The following is a 616-nucleotide window of genomic DNA, read 5'->3' as shown; positions in this document are numbered from 1 at the left end:
AGCGGCCCCGCCCCGACCTCGTCCAGGAGCACACCCTGCCCGACGACGCCGGGCATCTGCCGACCGAACGCTCGGCGACCGTGCTGGACACCGCGCTGCGCGCCCTGCACTACCCGATCAGCATCGACGGCGGTCGTCTGGCCGCCTTCACGATCGTGCACGACCCGGCCGGCGCCCACGCCTGGCTGTATCTGATCGCCCACCATCTGATCGTCGACGTCGTCTCCTGGCAGATACTCATCGCCGACCTCGAACACGCCTACCGGTTGCTGTCCGACGGTCAGCACCCACCGGACGGCGCCGCACCCGGAATCCCGTCCGCCGCCGCCGGCGAACGGGACCGCGACCCGCGCCGGTGGGAGGACCTCGCCGCGGCCGCGAAACCTCACCTGACCGGGTCCGGGTCGGTCGGTCGGTTCCACGGTGGCCGCTGCAGCCGCCACGATCGGCCAACGGATCCGGGTGCGCCGTCGGCTCTCCACGCGGGCCGGGACTTACCTGCAACTGGATGTGACCCGCCTGCACGGCCTCAGCGCCCAGGCCGTCCTCCTCGCCGCGCTGAGGCGCGCGGTCGCCCCGCACAGCACCGCGGCCGGCCTGTACGTGTGGCTGGAAG

The 616-nt window shown here is 73.1% G+C and carries 1 protein-coding gene and 1 pseudogene; both read left to right on the top strand.

The window, feature by feature from the left end:
- Positions 1 to 80: 80 nt before the first annotated feature.
- Positions 81 to 239, top strand: a pseudogene (locus tag ABEB28_RS43325) (hypothetical protein); the annotation flags it as partial.
- 184 nt (positions 240 to 423) lie between these two features.
- On the top strand, positions 424 to 616 hold a 193-nt coding region (locus tag ABEB28_RS41365; protein WP_345733789.1), incomplete at its 3' end, for a hypothetical protein.

This window comes from Cryptosporangium minutisporangium (genome assembly GCF_039536245.1).
GTDB classification, from domain to species: domain Bacteria; phylum Actinomycetota; class Actinomycetes; order Mycobacteriales; family Cryptosporangiaceae; genus Cryptosporangium; species Cryptosporangium minutisporangium.
This window is presented reverse-complemented; position numbering and strand designations above follow the sequence as displayed.